The following is a 23,472-nucleotide window of genomic DNA, read 5'->3' as shown; positions in this document are numbered from 1 at the left end:
CTGCGCCGGGTTAGCCGAGCACCACCGGCTTGGTGTGCCAGATTTCATGCGCGTACTGCGCAATGGTGCGGTCCGAAGAGAACGCGCCCATCCCCGCCACGTTCAGGATGGCCATGCGCGTCCATGCATCAGCGTCGCGGTACAGCGCATCGACTTCGGCCTGCTTCGCGACGTAGCTCGCGTAGTCGGCCAAGAGCAGGTAGTGGTCGCCCCAGTTCACGAGCGCGTCATAGATGCCTTGATAGCGCGCAGGCTCTCCGTGGGAGAACGCGCCATCGCGAATCGCATCGAGCACGCGCTTGAGCTCGGCGTTTTCTTCGTAGATGTCACGCGGCTGGTAACCGTGCGCGCGGATGTCGGCCACTTCCGGCGTGGTGTTGCCGAAGATGAAGATGTTCTCCGCGCCCACGTTGTCGCGCATCTCCACGTTGGCACCGTCGAGCGTGCCGATGGTGAGCGCGCCGTTGAGCGCGAACTTCATGTTGCCGGTGCCCGAAGCCTCGGTGCCCGCCGTCGAGATCTGCTCCGACAAATCGGCCGCAGGCATGATCACCTCGGCCAGGCTCACGCTGTAGTTCGGCAGGAACACCACCTTCAGCAGCTTGCCGACGCGGCTGTCGTTGTTGATGGTGGTCGCCACGTCGTTGATCAGCCGGATCACGAGCTTCGCCATCTGGTAGGCCGAGGCGGCCTTGCCCGCGAACACCACCACGCGCGGCACCATGTCGATGGCTTCGCCCGCCGCCTGCGCATCGAGGATGCGGTGGTAGCGCGTGATCACGTGCAGCACGTTGAGCAGCTGCCGCTTGTATTCGTGGATGCGCTTCACCTGCACGTCGAACATCGCGTCGGTGTCGAGCACGATGTTCATGTGCTGCTCCACCCAGTTGGCCAGGCGCAGCTTGTTCTCTCGCTTGGCATGCCGGAAAGCGCGCGCAAAGGCGGGCTGCCCCGCCATCGGCCGCAGCGCCTCCAGCTGCGAGAGGTCGCGCCGCCAGCCCTTGCCCAGGCGCTGGTCGAACAGGCTCGCTAGCGGCGGGTTGGCCTGCGCAAGCCAGCGCCGCGGCGTCACGCCGTTGGTCTTGTTGTTGAAGCGCTCGGGAAAGATCTTCGCGAAGTCGGCAAAGATCGATTGCTTCATGAGCTCCGAATGCAGGCCCGACACGCCGTTGATCGAATGGCTCGCGAGCACTGCCACATAGGCCATGCGCACGCGGCGCTCGCCTGCCTCGTCGACCAGCGAGAGCCGGCGCAGCAGCTCGACGTCGTTGCCGGCCTTCTGCGTCACGGCCGCGAGAAACTTCGCGTTCATGTCGTAGATGATCTGCAGATGCCGCGGCAGGATGCGGCCCAGCATCTCGACCGGCCAGGTCTCCAGCGCCTCGTGCATCAGCGTGTGGTTGGTGTAGCTGAACACCTTCTGCGTGTGGGCCCAGGCCACGTCCCACGCCAGGCCGTGCTCGTCGAGCAACAGGCGCATGAGTTCGGGCACCGCGAGCACCGGGTGCGTGTCGTTCAGGTGAATGCTCACCTTGTCGGCCAGTTGGTCGAAGGTCTTGTGGTTGCGGAGGTACCGCCGCAGCAGGTCTTGCACGCTTGCGCTGCAGAAGAAATATTCCTGGTGCAGCCGCAACTCGCGGCCCGAGGACGTGGAGTCGTCGGGGTAGAGCACGCGCGAAACATTCTCGGAGTGGTTCTTGCTCTCCACCGCCGCCATGTAGTTGCCGCGGTTGAAGGCCGAGAGATCGATCTCCTCGGTGGCGCGGGCCGACCACAGCCGCAGCGTGTTGGTGGCCTGCGTGCCGTAGCCCGGAATGATGGTGTCGTAGGCCACGGCCAGCACGTCGTGCGTGTCGACCCAGTCGGCCGCGCCGTAGGGCGCGTTCTTTCCCTCGCGCTTTTTCACATGGCCGCCGAAGCGCACGCGGTAGTTCACCTCGGGCCGCTGAAACTCCCAGGGGTTGCCGCGTGTGAGCCAGTAGTCGGGCGTTTCCACCTGCTGGCCGTCGACGATGCGCTGGCGGAACATGCCGTATTCGTAGCGAATGCCGTAGCCCATGCCCGGCACGCCGAGCGTGGCCATCGAGTCGAGAAAGCAGGCCGCGAGCCGGCCGAGGCCGCCGTTGCCGAGCGCCGCGTCGGGCTCGCGCTCGGCCAGCGCCGCCATGTCGACGCCGAAGTCGGCCAGCGCGTCGCGCACCGTGTCGTAGAGGTCGACCGCCAGCAGCGCATTGGTGAAGGTGCGCCCGATCAGGAACTCCATCGAGAGGTAGTAGACGCGCTTCAGGTCCTGCGCATAGTTGGCGCGCGTGGTCGCCATCCAGCGCTCGACCAGTTGGTCGCGCACCGCCATGGAGGTGGCAATCAGCCAGTCGTCCTGGCTCGCGGCCACAGGGTCTTTGCCGACGGCGTAGATGAGTTTGTTGGCGACTGCGCGCTTGAAGGCGGCCACGTCGCGGTCGGGATGGTCGTAAGCGAAGTCTTTGATGGTCATGGGCTTCGATAAAGAGTTGTGGGTTGTGCGCCGTGGCGCAATCAGGCGGCCGCAGGCTCGAGCGCTTGCCGGTACACCTCGATGTATTGAGCGGCCGCGGTGGCCCAGTCTGCCGGGCGCCGCATGGCATTGCCGCGCACCCGGCGCCAGTCAGGCGCGCGCTGGTAAAGAGCGAAGGCGCGCCGCAGCGCGCGGTGGTAGTCGGCGGCGTCGAAATGGCCGAAAACAAAGCCGGTGGCGTCGCCGCTGGTCATGTCTTCGAGCGTGCAGTCGACCACAGTATCGGCCAGGCCGCCCACACGGCGCACCAGCGGCAGGCTACCGTATTTCAGTCCGTACATCTGCGTGAGGCCGCAGGGCTCGAAGAGCGACGGCACCAGCGTCACATCGCCGCCGCCGAAGAGCTGGTGCGCCAGCGATTCGTTGTAGCCGATGGTGACGCTGACCGACTGGGGCGCGGCTGCCGCACGCTGGCGAAACGCTTCTTCGAGCCAGGCTTCGCCGCTGCCCAGCAACGCAAGCTGGCCGCCTTCGGCCAGCAGCGTATCGAGGCCGCCGAGCACCAGATGCAGGCCCTTCTGCTCGGTGAGCCGGCTCACGAGAATGAAGAGCGGCACGTCGGCGCGCACGGCCAGGCCCAGCTGATGCTGCAGCACCGCCTTGCAGCGCGCCTTGCCGGCCATGTGGCGGCCTTCGGGCGCGTGATAGCCCTGCACCAGCGCCGGGTCGATGGCGGGGTTCCAGACCTTGTCGTCCACCGCATTGAGGATGCCCGTGAGCACGTCACCGCGCAGGCGCAGCAGGCCGTCGAGCCCGAAGCCCTGCTCGGGCGTCTGGATCTCGCGGGCGTAGGTCGGGCTCACGGTGGTCAGTCGGTCTGCAAAGTAGAGGCCGCCTTTCATGAACGACACCTGCCCGTGGTATTCGAGCCCGTTCATGTGGAACGCCGGCGCGGGCAGGCCGAGGTCTGCAAAGCTCCATGGCGCCGAAATGCCCTGGTAGGCCAGGTTGTGCACCGTGAACACGCTGCCCACGCGGGGCGCACCGGCCTGCCGCGCAAAGTGCAGGTAAGCCGGTGCCAGGCCCGCATGCCAGTCGTGCGCATGCACGACCTCGGGCTGCCACGTGGGGTCGAGCCCCTCTGCAAGCTGCGCCGCCGCCCAGCCCAGCAATGCGAATCGGCGATGGTTGTCGCCGTAGGGCTGGCGCGTGGCGTCTTCGTACGGGTTGCCGGGCCGGTCGTACAGCGCCGGCGCATCGATCACGTAAGCGGCAATCGGCGGGTTGCCGTCGCTGGCGATGCGGCCCGCGCGCAGGGCGAAGCGTTCGCCCCACGGCGCCGCGAACTCCGCCACCAGCGCCAGGTCGCGCACCCCGGCCACAATGGCCGGAAAGCCCGGCAGCAGCACCCGCGCGTCTTGCCCGGCGGCCATGAGGGCGATCGGCAAGGCGCCCGCCACGTCGGCAAGGCCGCCGGTCTTGAGCAGGGGAAAGAGTTCGGCGCTGACCTGGAGTATTCGCATCGTGGGGCGGTGCGGTCTCAGGCAGCCAGTCGCTTGAGCATTTCGCGCGTGACCAGCACCACGCCGGTTTCGGTGCGCTCGAAGTGCGCGGCATCGGCCTCGGCGTCTTCGCCGATCACCATGTCGTCCGGGATGACGCAGCCGCGGTCGATCACCACGCGGTTGAGCCTGCAGCCGCGGCCGACCTCCACGTCGGGCAGCAGCACGGCCTCGTTGATCTCGCAGAACGAATGGATGCGCACGCCCGAGAACAGCACCGAACTGCTGACCTTGGAGCCCGAGACGATGCAGCCGCCCGAGACGATGGTGTTGACGGTCATGCCGTGCTTGCCGTCGCGATCGAGCACGAACTTGGCCGGCGGCAGTTGCCGCTGGTAGGTCCAGATGGGCCAGTCTGTGTCATAGATGTCGAGCTCGGGGGTGATCGAGGCCAGATCGAGGTTGGCTGCCCAGAATGCATCAATCGTGCCCACGTCGCGCCAGTAGGCCTTGGCGCCGGGCCCGCGCGAGGCCCGGGTCACGCACGACATGCCGAACGGATGCGCCAGCGCACGGCCCTGCGCCACGGCGCGCGGAATGATGTCCTTGCCGAAATCGTGGCTCGAGTCGGGGTTGGCGGCGTCTTCCTCGAGCAGTTGGTAGAGGTATTCGGAGTCGAACACGTAGATGCCCATGCTGGCCAGCGCCACATCGGGATGGCCCGGCATGGCGGGCGGATCGGCCGGCTTTTCGAGAAAGGCGGTGATCTGGCGCCCGTCGTCGATGGCCATCACGCCGAAGGCCGTGGCTTCCATGCGCGGCACCTCGATGCAGCCGACCGTGCAGCCCAGGCCGCGCTCGGCATGGTCCTTGACCATGATCGAGTAGTCCATCTTGTAGATGTGGTCCCCGGCCAGCACCACCACGTAGTCGTGCTTGGTCGAGCGGGTCTGGATGATGTCGAGGTTCTGGAACACCGCATCGGCCGTGCCGCGGTACCAGTGCTCGTCGCCCGTGCGCTGCTGGGCGGGCAGCACGTCGACCATTTCGTTGAGCTCGGCGCGCAGAAAGCTCCAGCCGCGCTGCAGGTGGCGCATGAGGGAATGCGACTTGTACTGCGTGACCACCGCCATGCGCCGTATGCCCGAGTTGAGACAGTTCGAAAGCGCGAAGTCGATGATGCGGAACTTGCCGCCGAAGTACACCGCCGGCTTGGCTCGCCGGTCGGTCAGTTGCTTGAGGCGGGAGCCCCTGCCGCCGGCCAGTACCAGGGCGATGGTGCGGCGGACCAGTTGATGCGCCTGCAGGGGCGCTTGCGGCGTGCTGTGGTTGTCCATCCTGAGTCTCCGTTTGTTGTCGGGTTCGTCTCGTCGTCGTCGTCAGAGTTTCCGCAATCAGCCTAGCACCGTGCCGGGCGGCTGGCTCCTACGTTCTTGCAATCCAGAGGCTCGAATGAGGCACTTCTACCGTGCCGGCACGGGTTGCCTGCGGCTCGGCGCCCGTGTCCAGCACGGAGTCGGTCGCGAGCCGGCACCGCCAGGCGCCGGAAGGCAGCGTGAAGGAAACGGTTTCGGGCCCCGCATTCACCAGCACCAGCCAGGCCGTCGCATCCGTTGCAGCGGCTTCGAAAAGGATTGCAAGGGCCGTGCCGTGGCTCCAGTCGGTTTCCTGCATCGGCCCGCCGTCCGGCCGCAGCCAGCGGATGCCCGCCGCGCCGTCCGGCGGGTTGGCCGGCCACCAGCGCGTGCTGCGCAGCGCGGGCGCTTCGCGGCGCAGGGCAATGAGCCGCGCGACGAAAGCGCTCAGGCGGGCGGCTTCGCTGGCAGGCTCGTGCGTGCCGATCCACGCGAGCCATGTGGTCTCGTTGTCCTGGCAATAGGCGTTGTTGTTGCCTTGCTGGCTGTGGCCGAGCTCGTCGCCGGCCAGCAGCATGGGCGTGCCTTGCGAAAGCAGCAGGGTGGCGAGCAGCGCGCGTTGCAGGCGGTTGCGCTCGGCCAGCACGGCGGGGTCGTCGCTCGGCCCTTCGATCCCGCAGTTGTTGCTCAGGTTGTGTGCATGGCCGTCGCGGTTGTTCTCGCCGTTCGCCAGGTTGTGCCGTTCTTCGTAGCAGAGCAGGTCGCGCAGCGTGAAGCCGTCATGCGCCGTGATGAAGTTGACGCTGGCGGTGGGCGCGCGGCCATGGTTTGCGAATTGCGCGCTCGATGCGGTGAAGCGGTGCGCGAAATCGCCGAGTCCCGTTGCGCCTTCGCGCCCTTGCCGCAGCCAGAAGCCGCGCTGCGTGTCCCGGTAGCGGTCGTTCCATTCGAGCCAGCCCGACGGGAATTCGCCTGAACGGTAGCCGCCGGCGCCGATGTCCCAGGGCTCGGCGATCAGCAGCGTGCGCGAGAGCACGGGGTCTTGCGCCATGGCCGCGAAGAAGGGCGCGCGCGAATCGAAATTGCCATCGGCGCCGCGCCCCAGCACCGGCGCAAGGTCGAAGCGGAAGCCGTCGACGCCGAGTTCACACGCCCAATAGCGCAGGCTGTCCATCACCAGCTGCAGCACGCGGGGCTCGGCAAGGTTGAGGCAGTTTCCGCAGCCGGTCCAGTTGGCGTAGAGCGCGCGGTCATCGGGGCGCAGGTGGTAGTACAGCGCGTTGTCGATGCCGCGCAGCGAGAGCGTGGGGCCGAACTCGTCGGTTTCGGCGCTGTGGTTGTAGACCACGTCGATCACCAGCTCCATGCCGCGCGCGTGCACCGCGTCGGCCATGGCGCGGAATTCGCTCGCCGGCGTGGTGCCGGCGCGGCCGCTCCAGTAGCGCGTCTCGGGCGCGAACCAGCCGATGGTGTTGTAGCCCCAGTAGTTGCCGAGGCCCATGGCCAGCAGTCGCTGCTCGTCGGCGCGGTGCTGCACAGGCATCAGGCTCAGCGTGGTCACGCCGAGGCCCTGCAGGTGGTCCAGCACCGCGGGTTCGGCCAGGCCGGCGTAGGTGCCGCGCAATGCGGCGGGCACGGCCGGATGCAGCCGGGTCTGTCCCCGTACATGCAATTCGTACAGCACGCGTTCGCCGGCCGGAATGCGGGCGTGGCCTGGCGATGGCGAAATACCACCGGCTGCCGCCACGCGTGCCTTGAGCGCCACGGCGGCGTTGTCGCGCGTGTTCCGCTGGTCCGGGTTGGCGGGGTCATGCCCCAGGAACAGATCGCTGCCGTCGTATGTGCCGACGATCTCGCGCGCATACGGATCGAGCAGCAATTTGGCGGGATTGAACCGCTGCCCCTTGTGCGGCGCCCACGGGCCGTGCACCCGAAAGCCGTAGACCAGCCCGGCGCGCCCGCTCGGCAGCAGCCCGTGCCAGACGCCGTCGGTAAAGGCGGGCAGCCGGATGCGTTGCTGCTCGTTGCGACCCGTCGTGTCGAACAGGCAAAGCTCGACAGTCTCGGCATTCGGCGCCACGAGCGCAAAGTTCACGCCGTGCGGCGAGAGCGTCGCGCCAAGGGGAAAGGGGGAGCCCGTATTCAGCATCGTTTCAAGCCACAACCCACATCACGGTGGCCAAGGGCGGCACGCTGATCTCGATTGCATGATCCTTGCCGTGCCAGCGCGTCGATGAACTCTCGACCACGCCATTGCCCACGCCGCTGCCGCCGTACACCGCGGCATCGGTGTTGATGGCTTCGCGGTACGTGCCCGCCGCGGGCACTCCCAGACGATAGCCATGCCGCGGCAATGGCGTGAAGTTGCACACCGCCACGACGAACGAGCCGTCGCGGGCCCTGCGCACGAAGGCGAACACCGACTGGTCCGAGTCGTCGTGCACGATCCACTCGAAGCCGGATCTTTCGGTGTCCAGCTCGTACAGGGCAGGGAAGTGCCGGTACACGTTGTTGAGGTCGCGCACCAGCCGGCGCACCCCCTGGTGCATCGGATGTTCTAGCAGGTGCCAGTCCAGGCTGCGGTCGGCGTTCCATTCCGCCACCTGCGCGAACTCGCTCCCCATGAAGAGCAGCTTCTTTCCCGGATAAGCCCACAGGTAGCCATAGAGGTTGCGCAGCCCCGCGAACTTCTGCCACTCGTCGCCGGGCATGCGCCCGAACATCGAGCCCTTGCCGTGCACCACCTCGTCGTGCGACAGCGGCAGCACGAAGTTCTCGCTGTGCGCATACATCAGCCCGAAGGTGATCTGCTGGTGATGGTGCTTGCGATGCACGGGGTCGATACCGGCATAGGCCAGCGTGTCGTTCATCCAGCCCATGTTCCATTTGTAGTGGAAGCCCAGCCCGCCGTCTTCCGGCGGCCGGGTCACACCCGGAAAACTCGTCGACTCCTCGGCCAGCGTGACCGCGCCAGGCCGCTCGACGCCCACCACGTGGTTCATGCGCCGAAGGAAATCGATGGCTTCGAGGTTCTCGCGTCCGCCATAGGCGTTGGGCACCCACTCGCCGGGCTTGCGGCTGTAGTCGCGGTAGAGCATGGAGGCCACCGCATCGACGCGCAGGCCGTCCACGCCATAGCGCTCGAGCCAATACAGCGCATTGCCAACCAGGTAGTTGCGCACCTCCGTGCGCCCGTAGTTGAAGATGAGCGTCTTCCAGTCGTTGTGGAAGCCTTCGCGCGGGTCGGCGTATTCGTAGAGCGCGGTGCCGTCGAAGCGGCCGAGGCCGTGCGCATCGGTGGGAAAGTGCGCGGGCACCCAATCGAGGATCACGCCCAGGCCCGCGGCGTGCGCGGCCTCGACGAAATGCCGAAAGTCGCCGGGCGTGCCGAAGCGCGAGGTGGGCGCATACAGGCCGATGGGCTGGTAGCCCCAAGAGCCGTCGAACGGATGCTCGCTGATCGGCAGCAGCTCGATGTGCGTGAAGCCCATGTCGCGCGCATAGGGCACCAGCGTGTCGGCCAGATCGCGGTAGTCCAGCCATTCGTGCCCGTTCTTGCGGCGCCATGAGCCCAGGTGCACTTCGTAGATGCTCATCGGCGCATGGCGGCCGTTGGCGGCGGCGCGTTCGGGCGGCATGGTCACCGGCGCGGGCAGCGGTGCGACCACGCAGGCGGTCTCGGGCCGCAGGCGCGAAGAGAATGCGAAGGGGTCGGCCTTGCGCAGAACCTCGCCTTGCGCCGAGAGAATCTCGAATTCGTAGCTGTCGCCCGTGGCCACCTGCGGCGCGAAGATTTCCCACACACCGCACTCGCGGCGCAGCCGCATCATGTGGCGCCGGCCGTCCCAGTTGTTGAAGTCGCCGACCACCGACACGCGCCGTGCGTTCGGCGCCCACACTGCAAAGGCCACGCCCTTGACGCCGTCGACCTCGCGCAGGTGCGCGCCCAGCCGCTCCCAGGGCCGCAAATGCGTGCCCTCGGCCAGCAGCCACACGTCGGTTTCGCCGAGCACGAACGGAAAGCGGTAGGGGTCTTCCAGCCGCGACGTGTGCGTGCCCCAGTCGACCTGGAACGAATAGCCCAGGAGCGCCTCCGCTGCCGGCACCAGGCCCGCGAAGATATCGGAGCCTTCCTGCCGGGCAAGCATCGCCAGCGGCCAGCCGGTGCGCGTGTGCATCACGGCCACGCTCTGGGCACCGGGCAACAGCGCACGCACCTGCAGGCCGTCGTGTGTCTCGTGGGGCCCGAGCACCGCGAACGGATCGTCGTGTTCGGCGCGCATCAAGGCGCGGACTTCGCGTTCGGGCAGCAGCATCGGGGGCATGTTCTTCAAACTTGTTCTTCGCCAGCGGGTCGACCGAAAAAGACACCATAGGGCGCCAGCGTCAGCATGCGCCTTTCGCCGTCGGCCTGCACGCTTGCCACGGCCGGCGACGAATGCGGATGTTCCTTCAGCGGCTCGAGCGCCTCGCGCAGCGCGACGGATACGGGCTCGCCTCCCAGATTGAAGACGGCCTGCATCGATTGGTTCCCCTCGCGCCGCTCGAACCACAGCACCGGCTCGGGTGCATCGAAGAAGGCGATGCCGCCCGTGCGCAGCAGCGGCTGGCTGCGGCGCCAGTGCAGCAGCGCGCGGCTGAATGCGAGCATCGAATAGTGGTCGCTGCCCTGGCGGTCGACGGCCAGCGGCAAGTGGCGGCCGTCAACCGGCAGCCAGGGCGCGCCGCTGGTGAAGCCCGCATGGAGCGCGTCAGCCTTCCATGGCATGGGCGTACGGCAGCCGTCGCGGCCCTTGAATTCGGGCCAGAAGGCGCGGCCGTACGGATCTTGCAGCAGTTCGAACGGTACCTCGGCCTCCGGCAGGCCGAGCTCCTCGCCCTGGTAGATGCTGGCGCTGCCGCGCAGCGTGAGCAGCAGCGTGAGCCAGAGCCGGTCGCGCCGGGTGTCGTCGGGGTCGCCGTTGCTCCAGCGCGTGGCCACGCGCGGCACGTCGTGGTTCGACACGGCCCAGCAGCCCCAGCCGCCCGTGGGGGCCAGTGCATGGTCGAGCGTCTCGGCCTGGTGGCGCAGGTGCTGGGCGCTGTGGTCGGCCGTCAGCAGGCTGAAGCTGTAGGCCAGGTGCAGGCGCCGGCCCAATTCGGTGTACTGCGCCATGACGGGCGGCGCATTCTCGTCGCCCACCTCGCCGAGCGCGACCGCGCCGTAGGCATCGAGCAGCTTGCGCAGGCTTTCGAGAAAGAGCAGGTTTTCCGTCTGGCTCTTGTCGTAGAGGTGCTGCTGCATCGCATAGGGGTTGTCGGCCCGCACGGTGCTGACCTCGTCCACCGACGCGGCGCTGGCCGGCGGGTTGTCGCGCAGCAACGCATCGTGAAACTGGTGGTTGCAGGCATCGAAGCGGAAGCCGTCGACGCCGCGCTCGCACCAGAATTGCACTTCGCCCAGCAGCGCCTCCTGCACCTCGGCGCAATGGAAGTTGAGGTCGGGCTGCTCCTTGAGGAAGCTGTGCAGGTAGTACTGCCGGCGGCGCGAGTCCCACTGCCATGCCGGGCCGCCGAATACCGAGAGCCAGTTGGTGGGTGGCGTGCCGTCGGGCCGCGGGTCGGCCCACACGTACCAGTCGGCCTTGGGGTTGTCGCGGCTCGAGCGGCTTTCGGCGAACCAGGCGTGCTGGTCGGACGTATGCGAAAGCACCTGGTCGATGATGATCTTCAGGCCCAGCGCATGCGCGCGCGCCAGCATCTCGTCGAAATCGGCCAGGGTGCCGAAGATCGGGTCGACGTCGCGGTAGTCGGACACGTCGTAGCCGAAATCCTTCATCGGCGATCGGAAGAAAGGCGACACCCAGATCGCATCGACCCCGAGCCCCGCCACGTGCTCGAGCCGTGAGGTGATGCCGGGAAGGTCGCCGATACCATCGCCGTTGCTGTCCATGAAGCTGCGCGAGTAGATCTGGTAGATCACCGCGCCGCGCCACCATTCGCTGTTGCTGCTGTGATTGCTGCGCATGCTGCCCCTGTGGTCTGAAAATCATTGTGGCATGCGAGATCCGGGCCCGGTCCATGCATGGGCCGCTCCGGTCACACTCGAAAAGCTTTCTACACTGGGCAGGGGTTTCATGTGAACCCCGCTCCCGTCCCGTTCCGCAAGATGACAACCGACCCCGCTTCCCTCGCACTTTCCCCGTCGCCAGAAGGCCTTGCCGCGCTCGAGCAGCGGCTCGCCAAGGACCTCGAATGCCTCGGCTGGCCCGCGCGCTCCTGGATGCCCGTTCGCGAACACGCGGGCGAGCCGGTGCTGGACGTGGCCATCATCGGCGGGGGACAGGCGGGGCTCGCTGCCGCCGCGGCCCTGGCGCAGCAGGGCATCCGCGCGGTGGTGTTCGACCGATCGCCCGCCGGCAGCGAAGGCCCGTGGGCCACCACCGCGCGCATGGAGACGCTGCGCTCGCCCAAGGAACTCACCGGTCCCGCGCTGGGCCTGCCTGCGCTGACCTTCCGCGCATGGTTCGAGGCGCAGTTCGGTGCCGAGGCTTGGGGCCTGATGGACAAGATCCCGCGCCTTCAGTGGATGGACTACCTGCGCTGGTACCGCCGCGTGATGAACGTGGACGTGCGCAACGACACGGCCGTGACCGGCATTCATCCGCTGGCCGATGCGCGCGCGGTGCGGCTGGACCTGCGCACCCCGGCCGGAGCGCAGCGCGTGCTGGCACGCCGCGTCGTTCTTGCCACGGGGCGCGACGGGCTCGGCGGCCCCGCCGTTCCCGCTTTCGTCAACGCACTGCCGCGCTCGCAATGGGCCCACTCGTCCGACGAGATGGACTACGCCAGGCTGGCCGGCCTGCGGGTCGGCATCGTCGGCGCGGGCTCCTCGGCCATGGACAGCGCGGGCACCGCGCTGGAGGCCGGCGCGCACAGCGTCGAGCTGCTGATCCGCCGGCCCGACCTGCCGCGTGTCAACAAAGGCAAGGGCGCCGGCGTGCCGGGCCTGACGCAGGGCCACTACGACCTGCCCGATGAACTCAAGTGGCGTATCCGCCACTACATCAACGTGGCGAACGTGCCGCCGCCGCACGGCAGCACGCTGCGCGTGTCGCGGCATCCGAACGCATTCTTCAATTTCGGCTGCCCGGTCCTTTCGATCGAGCCGCGGGGTTCGTCGATGCGGGTGGCCACGCCCAAGGGCGATTTCGTGTTCGACTTTCTCATCGTGTCCACCGGCTTCAAGGTCGACTGGGGCAGCCGGCCCGAGTTCGACGCCATCGCGCCGCATGTGCGCACATGGGGGAACCGCTTCGTTCCCGCACCCGGCAACGAAGACCAGGAGCTGGCCGACTCGCCCGACCTCGGCCCGGTGTTCGAATTCCAGCAGCGCACGGCGGGCGAATGCCCGGGGCTCGACCGCATCCATTGCTTTTGCTATCCGGCGGCCTTGTCGCACGGCACGGTGTCGGGCGACATTCCCGCGATCAGCGATGGCGCCAGGCGGCTCGCGGGCGGCATCGCCAGCCTGTTCTATCGCGAAGATTTCGAGCACCACTTTGCAAATCTCGAGGCTTACAGCGAGCCGGAGCTGTTCGGCGACGAATGGGTGCCCGCGCCGCCGCCCGATGAACGCAGCTGAAATCGCAGATCATCTTTTTTCATCGAATCGCATGACAACTTCTTACGACTCATCTCCTGCCGTCGACGTGATCGACGCCACGGTGCCGCTGGCGCCAAGTCAGGCCACCCGCATGCTGCGGCTGCAGCGCGACAAGGTCGTGGCGGCCACGCAGGGCAGCTACGACGCGATGTTCTCGCCCTCGGTCGAGGGCCTTTCGGTGGCCGAGCGCCTGCTGGTCGCGCTGCAGGCCTGCGGTGTCTCGAAAGCCGCGACGCTCGCCGCGCACTACCGCGAGCGTTTGCTGGCCGAGGGCGTGGACCGCGAGCTGATCGCTGCCGTGGGAAGCGGTGTTCCGGTAGCGGATGCGCGCCTGCGCACGGTGCTGGCATTCACCGCCAGCTTGATCGAGCGCCCCATCGAGGGCGACAAGGCCGCGGTTCAATCGCTGGCCGACGCGGGCCTGTCGACACCCGCCATCGTCGCGCTGGGCCAGTTGATCGCCTTTCTTTCTTACCAGGTTCGCGTGGTCGCGGGCCTGCAGGCGCTGGCCGCCGCGGAGGCCGTGTGATGACCATGCCGATCCGCATCAAGGGCTTTACCAACGAAGTGCTGAGCTGGAAGCCCTGGCTCGACCCGGTCGATGTCGCCGCGGCCACGCCGGCCCAGCTGGCCGCGCTCGACGAGATGAGCCCGCAGGCACGCACGTCGCCTTACTTCCTGGTGCTGGCGCACCAACCCGAGATGCTGCTGCAGCGCTCCATTGCCTTCAACGCGATCATGTTCGCGCCGGGCGGCATGCCGCGGGCCGAACGCGAGCTGGGTGCCACCGTGGAGTCGCGCGTCAACGGCTGCGTGTATTGCGCCTCGGTGCATGCGCAGCGCTTCGAGCAGCTCGCCAAGCGCAACGACGTGATCTCGCAGGTGTTCGATGAGCCGGCTTCCGCGGGCACCACGGCGCGCGAGAAAGCCATCGTGGAGTTTTCGATCCGTCTCGGCGCCGAGCCCGACAAGGTATCGGCCGAGGACGTGCGAGTGCTGAAAGAAGCGGGGCTGACCGAGCTCGAGATCCTCGACCTGATTCACTCGGTGGCGCTTTTTGCCTGGGCCAACCGGCTGATGCTCAACCTGGGCGAGCCGGTCTTTCCGTCTGCAACGGCGGCGTCATAGGCGGGCGAGCAGCCCGGCGACGGTTTCACCGGCCAAATCACCGGCCAAATTCAGCGGCTCCAGCAGGTCGTTCTGCTGCCTGAAGTCGATGCCGCTGACCAGCGAGGCAGCGTCCACGATGGTGCGCGTCGCGGGCGTGGGCACGCCGGCAATCCGCCCCAGCGCCTCCACGAAAGCCAGGCCGTAGGGCATGTCTTCGGTCACGTAGCGCGTGTCGGTGCGCACGGGGCCGGGCGGGCCGCCGCGCTTGGCATGCAGCTCGGCCGCGATGTCTTCGAGCCGCGCCGATGCCGTGCCGAAGGAGCGCGCGAAATGGTCCTCGATGGGGCCGAGTTCGATGCCGAAGGCCTTGGCCACGGCGCGCCGCTCCAGGTCCAGCGCCTCGATCGCGCGGGCCACGCCGGGTGTCATGCAGTGGTACTGCGGCCAGTTCTCGGCGCGCTCGATGCGGGTCCAGTTGAAGACGGCGAGCGGCCCATGGGACTGCGGATTGACGTTCGCGAGCGCGCTGGCGAGCGTGTTTTCCTGCGGGAAGAAGCCGTCGCCGAACAGCGTGGAGCACAGGGCGAGGGCCTGCGCGAGGTTCGCGCCCGGCAGGGCGGACACGCCGACCGCCTTGCGCCGCGTCATCACCTTGACCTGCGTGCCCGACTCCCGGCGCGCGGTCAGCACCGTGGTGCCAAAGCTCGCGACGGTGATCCGCCTGCCTGCGCGCCGCGCGCTTTCATGGAGATAGAGCGCAGACAGCGATGCCATCGAGCTGACGATCACCGTCTGCCCGTCGCGCAGAAAGGGCAGCAAGGCATCCATCACGCGCCGGTGGCCGTTGACCGGCAGTGCGAGCAGCAGCACCTCCGACGCGAGGCAAAGCCGCTCCGCATCGTCGGCGACTTCGACCGTCACGGTGCACGGCTGCACGCCACCGGCTTCCAATGGCTGCGTGCGCAGAGCCTCGGCGCCCTGGCCGCCCGGCGACCAGAGCATGACGCCGTGGCCCGCCTGTCGCAGCCATGCCGCACTGGCGAGCGCAATCGCTCCGGTGCCCGCGATGCCGACGCGCAAGCGCTCTCCCGCTGCCTCAGTCAACCTTGATTCCGCCCTGCTTGATGACCTTCGCCCAGCGCTGGCTGTCTTCCGAAATGACCTTGGCCAGTGCCGCGCCGCCGCCGCAGGTGTTCACCGCGCCCAGTTGCGCGAAACGCTGTTTCGTTTCCGGCAGGTTGCACACCTCGACCAGCGCCGCGGAGAGCTTCTCCACGCTGGCCGCCGGCATGCGCGCGGGTGCCATCACGCCGACCCAGACCGGCACATCCATGCCGGCGAGGCCTGTCGCTTCGGCCACCGTCGGCGGCGTGCCGAGGCTGGGCAGGGCCGCGCGCGAGAAGGTGCCGAGCACGCGGGCCTTGCCGCTTGCGACCATCGGCTCGATGGAGGCGGCGCTGGTAACGATCAGCGCCACCTGTCCGCCCAGCAGGTCGGTCAGTGCCGGCGCCGCGCCGCGGTACGGCACATGCAGCAGGTTCACGCCGCCCGCCTGGGCCAGCAGCGCGCCCGTGAGGTGCGACACCGTGCCGTTGCCGGTCGAGGCATAGGTCACCTGGCCCGGCTTGGCCTTGGCGTCGCGCAGCACGTCGGCCAGGGTCTTGTAGGGGCTTTCGGTGCGCACGGCCACGGTCATGGGCGTGTCGCCGACCAGGGCCACAGGGGCGAGATCGTGCACCGGGTCGTAGGGCAGCTTGGCCTGCAGATGGGGCGCGACGGTGATGGCGCCGCCGGTCGCCAGCAGCACCGTGGCGCTATCGGTCGCCTTGGCCACCGCGTCGGCCGCCAGGATGCCGCCCGCGCCCGCCTTGTTGTCGACGATGACGCTGCCGCCGAGCTTCTCGGTGAGCTTGGCGCCCAGGTAGCGGGCGATCACGTCCTGCGCCCCGCCGGGGGCGAAGGGCACCACGATGCGCAGCGGCTTGTCGTTGTTCTGCTGCGCATGGAGCGGCAGCACGGCAAGGCTGGCGGCGGCCGCGAGGCCCAGGGCTAGGTGTTTCAGCAGCAGTTTCATGGCGTTCCAGGCGGTGCGAAAAACATGCCCGGGGGCGGGCTCCAGGGGCGGGCCAGGGCGGACACGGCCCGCGCAACATGCAGGTTGCGTGCCTCAAGTCTAGAGTCTGGCGGCCAGGGGGCCGTCCGGGCGCGATAATCCGCCTTCCCCGGCCGCTCCGAGCCGGGCTCCTGCCGAACCGTCATGAACCCCAGCTACAAACCCAGCGACGTCGAGTCCGCTGCCCAGGCGCAATGGAGCGCCGCCGATGCCTACCGCGTCACCGAGGACGCGAGCCGCAAAAAGTACTACGCCTGCTCGATGCTGCCGTACCCCAGCGGCAAGCTGCACATGGGCCATGTGCGCAACTACACCATCAACGACATGCTCACGCGCTACCTGCGCATGAGCGGCTACAACGTGCTCATGCCCATGGGCTGGGACGCCTTCGGCCTGCCGGCCGAGAACGCGGCGCTGAAGAACGGCGTGCCGCCGGCCAAGTGGACGTACGAGAACATCGACTACATGCGCGGCCAGCTCCAGGCCATGGGCCTGGCCATCGACTGGAGCCGCGAGATCGCCACCTGCGACCCGAGCTACTACAAGTGGAACCAGTGGCTGTTCCTGAAGATGCTCGAAAAGGGCATTGCCTACCGCAAGACCCAGGTCGTCAACTGGGACCCGGTCGACCAGACCGTGCTGGCCAACGAGCAGGTGATCGACGGCAAGGGCTGGCGCACCGGCGCCACGGTCGAGCGCCGCGAGATTCCGGGCTACTACCTGAAGATCAGCGACTACGCCGAAGAGCTGCTCGAGCACACCCAGCACAAGCTGCCGGGCTGGCCCGAGCGCGTCAAGCTGATGCAGGAGAACTGGATCGGCAAGAGCGAGGGCGTGCGCTTCGCCTTCACGCACGACATCAAGGACGCGAGCGGCCAGCTGATCCAGGACGGCCGCATGTACGTGTTCACCACGCGCGCGGACACCATCATGGGCGTGACCTTCTGCGCCGTGGCGCCCGAGCATCCGCTGGCCGCGCACGCCGCCACGCTCGACCCCAAGGTCGCGGCCTTCATCGAGGAATGCAAGGCCGGCGGCACCACCGAGGCCGAGCTCGCCACGCAGGAGAAGAAGGGCGTGCCCACGGGCCTGACCGTGAGGCACCCGATCACCGACGAGCAGGTGCCGGTGTGGGTGGGCAACTACGTGCTCATCAACTACGGCGACGGCGCCGTGATGGGCGTGCCCGCGCACGACGAGCGCGACTTCGCCTTTGCCAACAAGTACGGCATCGAGATCATCCAGGTGGTGCTGTTCGACGACGAGCCGCGATTCGACTATCACAAGTGGCAGGACTGGTACGGCCTGAAAGACGAGTCCGGGCAGCGCGGCGTCACCATCAACTCCGACAACTTCAGCGGCATGTCGTACAAGGAAGCCGTGGCCGCCGTGGCGCATGCGCTCGGCCAGAAGGGCCTGGGCGAGATGCAGACCACCTGGCGCCTGCGCGACTGGGGCGTGAGCCGCCAGCGCTACTGGGGCACGCCGATCCCGATCATTCATTGCGACGAACACGGCGCGGTGCCGGTCCCCGAGAAGGACCTGCCCGTGGTGCTGCCGACCGACTGCGTGCCCGACGGCTCGGGCAACCCGCTCGCCAAGCACGAAGGCTTCCATGCCGGCGTGGTCTGCCCGGTTTGCGGCAAGGCCGCCCGGCGCGAGACCGACACCATGGACACCTTCGTCGATTCGTCGTGGTACTTCATGCGCTACTGCGATCCGAAGAACGACCAGGCGATGGTGGCCGAGGGCGCGGACTACTGGATGCCGATGGACCAGTACATCGGCGGCATCGAGCACGCGATTCTTCACCTGCTGTATGCGCGCTTCTGGACCAAGGTGATGCGCGACCTGGGCCTGGTGAAGGTCGACGAGCCCTTCAGCAAGCTGCTCACGCAGGGCATGGTGCTGAACCACATCTACTATCACCGCGACGAGAGGGGTGGCAAGAACTACCACCCGCCGCTGGAAGTCACGCCCGAGCTCGACGCACAGGGCCGCATCGTCGGGGGCACCACGGCCGACGGCACGAAGGTCGAGTACGGCGGTGTCGGCAAGATGGGCAAGAGCGAACGCAACGGCGTCGACCCGCAGGACCTGATCGAGAAATACGGCGCCGACACCGCGCGCCTGTACACCATGTTCACCGCGCCGCCCGAAGCCACGCTCGAGTGGAACGACGCGGCCGTCGAGGGCAGCTACCGGTTCCTGCGCCGGGTGTGGAACTTCGGCGTGGCGCAGGCCGACGTGCAAGCCGTGGCGATCAACGGCCAGAGCTTCGGCAAGGCGGCCCAGGCGCTGCGCCGCGAGGTGCACACCGTGCTGCGCCAGGTCGACTACGACTACCAGCGCATGCAGTACAACACGGTGGTGTCGGGCGCGATGAAGCTGCTCAACGCGCTGGAAGGCTTCAAGCCCGACGGCAGCGCCGGCGACACGGCCGCGCTGCGCGAAGGCTTCGGCATCCTGCTGCGTTGCCTCTACCCCGCCACGCCGCACATCGCCTTCCAGCTCTGGCAGCAGCTCGGCTACGACAAGGAGCTGGGCGACCTGCTCGACGCACCATGGCCCGTGGTGGACGTGAGTGCGCTCGAGCAGGACGAGATCGAGCTCATGCTCCAGGTCAACGGCAAGCTGCGCGGCGCGCTGCGCGTGCCGGCCGGCGCCTCCAAGGCCGAGATCGAAGCGCTCGCGCTCTCGTGCGACGACTTCGTCAAGTTCGCGGAAGGTGCGCCGCCCAAGCGCGTCATCGTGGTTCCCGGCCGCCTGGTCAACGTGGTCATTTGAATAACGACAGAAGCATGAACAATCGCATTGCCTCGCTGCCGCGCCGCGGCTTTCTTCTCGGTCTGACCGCGGCGGGCGCAAGCCTGGGGCTGGCCGGCTGCGGGTTCGAACTGCGCAAGGCGCCTGTGTTCGCGTTCAAGACGCTGTCGCTGTCGGGCAATTCGGAATTGATCAACCGGCTGCGCCGCGAAATGCGCGCCGCCGGCACCGTCACGCTGGTGCCGCCCACCGAGGCCCAGACCGCCGATGCGATTCTCGAAATTCTTGGCGAGAACCGCGACCGCATCGTGATCTCGACCAATTCGGCGGGCGCGCTTCGGGAGCTCCAACTGCAACTGCGCATTCGCTTCACGCTGCGCACGCCCGGCGGCAAGACATTGCTGCCGCCCACCGAGGTGTCGCAGACGCGCGACCTGAGCTTCAACGAGACCAACGCGCTCGCGAAAGACGGCGAAGCCGAGCTGCTGTACCGCGACATGCAGGCCGACATCGCGCAGCAGATGATGCGCCGCCTGGCGGCCGTCAAGGAACTCTAGGCGCAAGCCAGCCCCTGCCGCGATCCATGCAACTTGCCAGCGCCCAACTCGGCCCCCATCTGCAGAAGGGGCTGAAGTCTCTCTATACGATCCACGGCGACGAGCCGCTGCTCGCGCAGGAAGCCGCGGACGCCATTCGCACCGCGGCGCGCACGCAGGGCTACACGGAGCGCAGTTCGTACACCGTGGCCGGCGCGCACTTCGACTGGAGTGCGGTGCTTGCGGCCGGCGGCTCGCTCTCGCTGTTCGCCGACAAGCAGATCGTCGAGATCCGCATTCCATCGGGCAAGCCTGGCAAGGACGGCAGCACGGCGCTGCAGCAACTGGCCGAAGCGGCGCAGGGCAACGACAGCACGCTCACGCTGGTGATGCTTCCGCGGCTCGACAAGGCCACGCGCACCGGCGCCTGGTTTTCGGCGCTCGAGAACAACGGCGTGAGCCTGCAGGTCGACCCGATCGAGCGCGCCGCGCTGCCGCAGTGGATCGCGCAGCGCCTCGGCCTGCAGGGCCAGCGCGTGATGCCGGGGGACGAAGGCCAGCGCACGCTGCAGTTCTTTGCCGACCGTGTCGAGGGCAACCTGCTTGCGGCGCACCAGGAAATCCAGAAGCTCGCGCTGCTGCATCCGGCGGGCGAACTGAGCTGGGAGCAGGTCGAGGGCGCGGTCAACAACGTGGCGCGCTACGACGTGTTCAAACTCTCGGAGGCCGTGCTGGCCGGCAACCCGCAGCGCGTGGCGCGCATGCTCGACGGCCTGCAGGCCGAAGGCGAGGCCGAGGTGCTGGTGCACTACACGATTGCCGAGGACATCCGCGCGCTCAAGCGCGTGAAGGACGCCATGGCCTCGGGGCGTCCGCTGCCCATGGCGCTGCGCGAGAACCGCATCTGGGGCCCGCGCGAACGCGCCTTCGAGCGCGTGCTGCCAAGGCTCGACGACCGCATGCTGGCCCGGCTGCTGCGCGCCGCGCATGTGGTGGACGGCATCTGCAAGGGCCTCAAGCAGCCCGATTGGCCGGCGAGCGGCTGGCAGGCGCTGCAGCGTTTGGCCCTCATGCTGTGCCGCGCCTGCAGCAGCGGTCCGGCTCCCTCTCGCTGAGGGAGAGGGACAACGCCCAAGGGGTGCAAAGCCCGGGGTTGATCCAAATGCGGGAAAATGCCGGCATGAACGCGTTCAACGTCAGCGAGCACATGCAGACCCTCGGCCTGCAAGCCAAATCCGCCGCATTCCTCATGGCCCGTGCGGATGCAGCTACCAAAAACAGAGCATTGAAGGCCCTGGCCAAGCGCCTGCGCGAAGCCGGCCCGGCGCTTTCCGAGGCCAACCAGAAAGACCTGGAGCGCGCCACGGCCGCAGGCCTGTCGGCGCCGATGGTCGACCGCCTCAAGCTCACGCCCAAGGTCATCGAGACCGTGGCCCTGGGTTGCGAGCAGCTCGCCGGCATGGCCGACGTGATCGGCGAAATCATCGGCATGAAGCAGCAGCCCAGCGGCATTCGCGTGGGCCAGATGCGCGTGCCCATCGGCGTGTTCGGCATGATCTACGAGAGCCGGCCCAATGTGACCATCGAGGCCGCGAGCCTCGCCATCAAGAGCGGCAACGCGGCCATCCTGCGCGGCGGCTCGGAAGCCATCGAATCGAACAAGGCGCTGGCGCTGCTGGTGTCCGAGGCGCTGGCCGAAGCCGGCCTGCCGGTCGACGCGGTGCAACTGGTGCAAACCACCGACCGCGAGGCCGTGGGCCAGCTCATCGCCATGCCCGAGTTCGTGGACGTGATCATTCCGCGCGGCGGCAAGGGCCTGATCGAGCGCATCAGCCGCGACGCCAAGGTGCCGGTCATCAAGCACCTGGACGGCAATTGCCACGTCTACGTGGACGACTCGGCCGAGTTCGAGATGGCGCTGCGCATCGTCGACAACGCCAAGACCCAGAAATACAGCCCCTGCAATGCGGCCGAAGGCCTGCTGGTGTCGGCGGCCGTGGCGGAAGATTTCCTGCCCCGGATCGCGGCCATCTTTGCGGCCAAGGGCGTGGAAATGCGCTGCGACCCGGTCGCGGCACGCATCCTGCGCGCCGACGATGCGGCTCATTCCAGCGCAAGAATCGTCGATGCCGTCGAGTCCGACTGGTCCGAGGAATACCTTGCCGCAGTGATCAGCATCAAGGTGGTCGAGGGGGTCGACGAGGCTATTGCGCACATCAACCGTTACTCGAGCCACCATACCGACGCCATCGTCACGCGCGACCACGTGCATGCGCAGCGTTTCCTGCGCGAGGTCGATTCGGCCAGCGTCATGGTCAATGCGAGCACACGCTTCGCGGACGGTTTCGAGTTCGGCCTGGGGGCGGAGATCGGCATCAGCACCGACAAATTCCATGCGCGCGGACCGGTCGGCATCGAAGGGCTGACCTCGCTCAAGTACGTGGTGCTCGGCCAAGGCGAAGTCCGCAGCTGATGCACCGGAGGCGGGCGGATTGAACCAAGACTGCCGTACGTAGTCTTGTCATTGGGGCGGCCACCCCCAAATCCTACAATTCCGCTCTACCTCCAAGTACAAATCCAATAAGGCCGCCGCATGGTTCCGCATCTAGTCACCGCCCTGACCGGCCCGATCAACGAGCTGGAGCAGCGGGTACTCGACTCGACGCCCGCCATCGAGCGCTGGTTCCGGCTCGAATGGATGGAGCACACGCCGCCGTTCTACAGCGCGGTCGACATCCGCAATGCCGGCTTCAAGCTGGCGCCGGTCGACACCAATCTTTTTCCCGGTGGCTGGAACAATCTCACCAAGGAGATGCTGCCGCTGGCGGTGCAGGCCGCGCAGGCCGCCATCGAGAAGATCTGTCCGGAAGCGCGCAACCTGCTCGTCATTCCCGAGAATCACTCGAAGAACACCTTCTACCTCGCCAACGTGGCCCAATTGGTGCGCATCTTCCACATGGCGGGACTCAACGTGCGGGTGGGGTCGATCGATCCGGCCATCAAGTCGCCCAAGAAGATCGAGCTGCCCAACGGCGAAACCGTGTGCCTGGAGCCCGTGGTGCGCAGCAAGCGCCGCCTCGGCCTCAAGAATTTCGATCCCTGCACCATTCTGCTCAACAACGAGCTGTCGGCCGGCACGCCGGGCATCCTGGAAGACCTGCACGAGCAATACCTGTTGCCGCCGCTGCATGCCGGCTGGTCGGTGCGGCGCAAGAGCAATCACCTGCACAGCTACGAAGAGCTGTCCAAGCGCTTCGGCAAGCTGCTGGGCATCGACCCCTGGCTCATCAACCCCATCTATGCACGCGCCGAGGGCATCGACTTCGCCGAAGGCCGCGGCATCGATGTGCTGACCAGCCACGTGGATGCGGTGCTGACCAAGGTACGCCGCAAATACAAGGAATACGGCATCAACGAGAAGCCCTTCGTGATCGTCAAGGGCCATACCGGCAGCGACGGTCCGGGCGTGATCACGGTGCATGACGCCAAGGAGGTCGAAGGCCTTGTCGGCAAGCCGCGGGCCGCCGCGAGCAGCAAGGCCGCTGCGGCCAGGGAACTGCGCGAGCCCGGCGAGGTGATCGTTCAGGAGGGAGTGCTCACCAACGAGCGGGTGCACAACGGCGTGGCCGAGCCGGTGGTCTACATGATGGACCGCTACGTGGTGGGCGGCTTCTATCGCGTGCATGCCGAGCGCAACCCCGACGAGAACCTGAAGTCCCCGGGCGCCAGCTTCGTGCCGCTGGCTTTTTCGGAAAGCGCGCATCTGCCGCAGCCCGGTGCCAAGCCCGGCGCGAGCGCGCCGAACCGCTTCTACATGTATGGCGTGGTGGGCCGCCTGGCCATGGTGGCGGCCAGCTACGAGATGGAAGCCACCGATCCGGACGCAGAAATCTACGAATGATTTTGGGGGGCGGCTTGCGGCAGCGGCGGTCGGCGGCAAAATAGCGGCCC

The 23,472-nt window shown here is 67.5% G+C and carries 16 protein-coding genes; 8 read left to right on the top strand and 8 right to left on the bottom strand.

The window, feature by feature from the left end:
• Positions 1-10 precede the first annotated feature (10 nt).
• The 6 genes from ABIC94_RS15505 to ABIC94_RS15480 form a co-directional block, all read right to left on the bottom strand.
• The gene (locus ABIC94_RS15505) at positions 11-2,494 is read right to left on the bottom strand and encodes a glycogen/starch/alpha-glucan phosphorylase (RefSeq protein ID WP_354373893.1); all 2,484 of its coding nucleotides are present in this window, start codon (positions 2,492-2,494) and stop codon (positions 11-13) included.
• Positions 2,495-2,535: 41 nt separating this feature from the next.
• On the bottom strand, positions 2,536-4,017 hold the full coding sequence (gene glgA, locus ABIC94_RS15500) for a glycogen synthase GlgA (RefSeq protein WP_354373892.1): 1,482 nt from the start codon (positions 4,015-4,017) through the stop codon (positions 2,536-2,538).
• Between the two features lie 17 nt (positions 4,018-4,034).
• Positions 4,035-5,333 carry a glucose-1-phosphate adenylyltransferase gene (gene glgC, locus ABIC94_RS15495; RefSeq protein WP_354373891.1) on the bottom strand — a complete coding sequence of 433 codons (1,299 nt, stop codon included), beginning with the start codon at positions 5,331-5,333 and terminating at the stop codon, positions 4,035-4,037.
• An 88-nt stretch (positions 5,334-5,421) separates the two neighbouring features.
• On the bottom strand, positions 5,422-7,500 hold the full coding sequence (gene glgX / locus ABIC94_RS15490) for a glycogen debranching protein GlgX (protein ID WP_354373890.1): 2,079 nt from the start codon (positions 7,498-7,500) through the stop codon (positions 5,422-5,424).
• 4 nt (positions 7,501-7,504) lie between these two features.
• Positions 7,505-9,676, bottom strand: coding sequence for a 1,4-alpha-glucan branching protein GlgB (gene glgB / locus ABIC94_RS15485; RefSeq protein ID WP_354373889.1), 2,172 nt, complete (start codon positions 9,674-9,676; stop codon positions 7,505-7,507).
• Between the two features lie 5 nt (positions 9,677-9,681).
• Positions 9,682-11,358: an alpha-amylase family glycosyl hydrolase gene (locus ABIC94_RS15480; RefSeq protein ID WP_354373888.1), complete on the bottom strand. Its 1,677-nt coding sequence runs from the start codon at positions 11,356-11,358 to the stop codon at positions 9,682-9,684.
• A gap of 141 nt (positions 11,359-11,499) precedes the next feature.
• Here ABIC94_RS15480 and ABIC94_RS15475 point away from each other — a divergent pair, with 141 nt between their 5' ends.
• The 3 genes from ABIC94_RS15475 to ABIC94_RS15465 are packed head-to-tail and all read left to right on the top strand — an operon-like array spanning position 11,500 to position 14,124.
• Positions 11,500-12,975: an NAD(P)/FAD-dependent oxidoreductase gene (locus ABIC94_RS15475; protein WP_354373887.1), complete on the top strand. Its 1,476-nt coding sequence runs from the start codon at positions 11,500-11,502 to the stop codon at positions 12,973-12,975.
• A gap of 31 nt (positions 12,976-13,006) precedes the next feature.
• Positions 13,007-13,525, top strand: coding sequence for a CMD domain-containing protein (locus tag ABIC94_RS15470; protein ID WP_354373886.1), 519 nt, complete (start codon positions 13,007-13,009; stop codon positions 13,523-13,525).
• Entirely contained in the window at positions 13,525-14,124 is a 600-nt protein-coding gene (locus ABIC94_RS15465; protein ID WP_354373885.1) for a peroxidase-related enzyme, read from the top strand. The genes ABIC94_RS15470 and ABIC94_RS15465 overlap by 1 nt, the downstream gene beginning before the upstream one ends.
• On the opposite strand, the gene ABIC94_RS15460 is transcribed toward ABIC94_RS15465, so the two are convergent.
• Positions 14,119-15,210: an NAD/NADP octopine/nopaline dehydrogenase family protein gene (locus ABIC94_RS15460; protein ID WP_354373884.1), complete on the bottom strand. Its 1,092-nt coding sequence runs from the start codon at positions 15,208-15,210 to the stop codon at positions 14,119-14,121. The two genes, ABIC94_RS15465 and ABIC94_RS15460, sit on opposite strands and share 6 nt — an antisense overlap.
• Positions 15,203-16,180 (bottom strand): Bug family tripartite tricarboxylate transporter substrate binding protein, encoded by a 978-nt coding sequence (locus tag ABIC94_RS15455; RefSeq protein ID WP_354373883.1) that lies wholly within the window; start codon positions 16,178-16,180, stop codon positions 15,203-15,205. Before ABIC94_RS15455 ends, ABIC94_RS15460 begins: the two co-directional genes overlap by 8 nt.
• Before the next feature lie 183 nt (positions 16,181-16,363).
• On the opposite strand from ABIC94_RS15455, the gene leuS reads away from it, so the two are divergent.
• From leuS to gshA, 5 genes are all read left to right on the top strand, one after another.
• Entirely contained in the window at positions 16,364-19,006 is a 2,643-nt protein-coding gene (leuS, locus tag ABIC94_RS15450) for a leucine--tRNA ligase (RefSeq protein ID WP_354373882.1), read from the top strand.
• Positions 19,007-19,020: 14 nt separating this feature from the next.
• A complete protein-coding gene (gene lptE, locus ABIC94_RS15445) occupies positions 19,021-19,542 on the top strand; it encodes an LPS assembly lipoprotein LptE (RefSeq protein ID WP_354373881.1) in 522 nt (173 codons plus the stop codon).
• Between the two features lie 26 nt (positions 19,543-19,568).
• The gene (gene holA, locus ABIC94_RS15440) at positions 19,569-20,636 is read left to right on the top strand and encodes a DNA polymerase III subunit delta (RefSeq protein WP_354373880.1); all 1,068 of its coding nucleotides are present in this window, start codon (positions 19,569-19,571) and stop codon (positions 20,634-20,636) included.
• A 65-nt stretch (positions 20,637-20,701) separates the two neighbouring features.
• Entirely contained in the window at positions 20,702-21,994 is a 1,293-nt protein-coding gene (locus ABIC94_RS15435) for a glutamate-5-semialdehyde dehydrogenase (RefSeq protein ID WP_354373879.1), read from the top strand.
• A gap of 120 nt (positions 21,995-22,114) precedes the next feature.
• Positions 22,115-23,422, top strand: coding sequence for a glutamate--cysteine ligase (gene gshA, locus ABIC94_RS15430; protein WP_354373878.1), 1,308 nt, complete (start codon positions 22,115-22,117; stop codon positions 23,420-23,422).
• The last annotated feature ends 50 nt before the right edge of the window (positions 23,423-23,472 follow it).

Origin of the sequence: Variovorax paradoxus, from assembly GCF_040544635.1 — a bacterium.
GTDB classification, from domain to species: Bacteria; Pseudomonadota; Gammaproteobacteria; order Burkholderiales; family Burkholderiaceae_C; genus Variovorax; species Variovorax paradoxus_R.
This window is presented reverse-complemented; position numbering and strand designations above follow the sequence as displayed.